Origin of the sequence: Pseudonocardia sp. SID8383 (assembly GCF_009864975.1) — a bacterium.
GTDB classification, from domain to species: domain Bacteria; phylum Actinomycetota; class Actinomycetes; order Mycobacteriales; family Pseudonocardiaceae; genus Pseudonocardia; species Pseudonocardia alni.
The window spans coordinates 1-1,577 of sequence record NZ_WWFY01000856.1; the positions used below are offsets into that span (position 1 = coordinate 1).

Sequence of the window (1,577 nt, forward strand, 5' to 3'; positions counted from 1 at the left end):
TCGACGCGGGGACCGGCACCGCGCGCCTCGCCGGCGGCCCCGAGATCGCCGCGAGCACCGCCGAGCGCCTGGCCTGCGACGCCCGGGCCCGGGTGCTGCTCACCGACCGCGCCGCGAACCGGATGTACCTCGGCCGGAGCAGGCGCCTGGCGAGCCCGGCGCAGATCGCCGCCCTGACCGCCGACGGCGGCGGTTGCTGCCGGTTCCCGGGGTGCCACCACACACGCCACCTGCACGCCCACCACGTCCGGCACTGGCTGCGGGGCGGGCCGACGGACGTCGACAACCTGGTCCTGCTCTGCTCGTTCCACCACCGGCTGGTGCACGATCACGGCTACCTGGTCCTGCGCCCACCCGGCGAGGACTGGCTGTTCCACCGGCCCGACGGCACTGCCGTCGAGGCCACGGGCAGACCGCTGGACGGCAGCGCCGAGTCCCTCGTCGAACGGAACACGCGGGCCCGGCTGCGGATCGATCGCAGCACCCTCACCCCGGACTGGTACGGCGACCGGCTCGACCCCGAGCCGATCCTCGACGCCCTGCTCCCGCCCGGCACGACGGCCGCCGCGGCCTGAACCCCGCAGGTCCTCCGCCGGGCGACCGAGCACCCACACGGCCGGAAGAGGACGCGGGCCACAGCGCACCGGCCGGTGGGAGACCGCCGGAGACCGGCGCGGAACCGGTGGGCGGGAGGACGGACCGCGTTCCGCGGAACGCGACGTCGGCCCGCCCACCCGGCATCCACGCCCGGACCGGGCCTGCGCCTTCGTGACCGGCCCGGTCAGCGCGTCGCCTGGACGGTGACACCCAGTGGCACATCGGGGAGGCCGTCGGTCACGTGCCACTCGCCGTCGTCGTCCTCGGCCATCCGGCCGGGCAGGGCCTCCCAGGGGACGGCCCGGTGCTCGGTGAGACCGGACAGCGTCGGTCCCTGGTCGAGGAGCGCGGTGACGATCTCACCGAGGCCGTGGTTCCACTCGTGGGATCGGCGACGAGTGCGTCCACGCCGTAGTCGGGGCTCTGCGCGTGCAGCGGGACGCGGTCGTCCCAGGAGGCGCGGTCGAGGGAGAGCGAACGGTCCACCCGCCGGCAGAGCACGGGCGGGCCGCGGGGACGACCGGTTTCCGGTCCCGGTAGACAGGTCCGATGCGCTGGTACGCCGAACGCCCCGACCGGATCGCCCGCCAGGTCGTCGCCGACGTCGTCGCGCTGCTGTGGACGGTCCTCGCCGTCACCGCCGGCGTGGCCGTGCACGACGGGTTGTCCGCGCTGCGTGGGCCCGGAGACTCGCTGGTCGCCGCGGGCGGACGGGTCTCCGACACCTTCACCGGCGTCGCCGGGGCGGTCGGTTCGATCCCGTTCATCGGGTCCGACCTGGCCCGCGCGCTGGATCCGGCCGCGGGGGCGGGCACCGAGCTCGTCGCGGCGGGGCGGGAGTTCGGCGACGCCGTCGGCACCCTCGCGACGGGGGCGCTGGTCGTCGTCCCGCTGGTGATGCTGCTGCCGGTGCTGCTCGGCTGGCTGCCGCTGCGGCTGCGCTACGCCCGGCGGGCCGGTGCCGCCGTCGCGGCGCGGAC

At 76.3% G+C, this 1,577-nt stretch carries 2 protein-coding genes; both read left to right on the plus strand.

The window, feature by feature from the left end:
* Nucleotides 1–575: HNH endonuclease signature motif containing protein (locus GTW08_RS20765; RefSeq protein WP_161152408.1), on the plus strand; the 575-nt coding region annotated here is incomplete at its 5' end.
* A 571-nt stretch (nucleotides 576–1,146) separates the two neighbouring features.
* Nucleotides 1,147–1,577, plus strand: a 431-nt coding sequence (locus GTW08_RS20770; RefSeq protein ID WP_161152409.1) for a hypothetical protein, incomplete at its 3' end; no start/stop codon positions are given.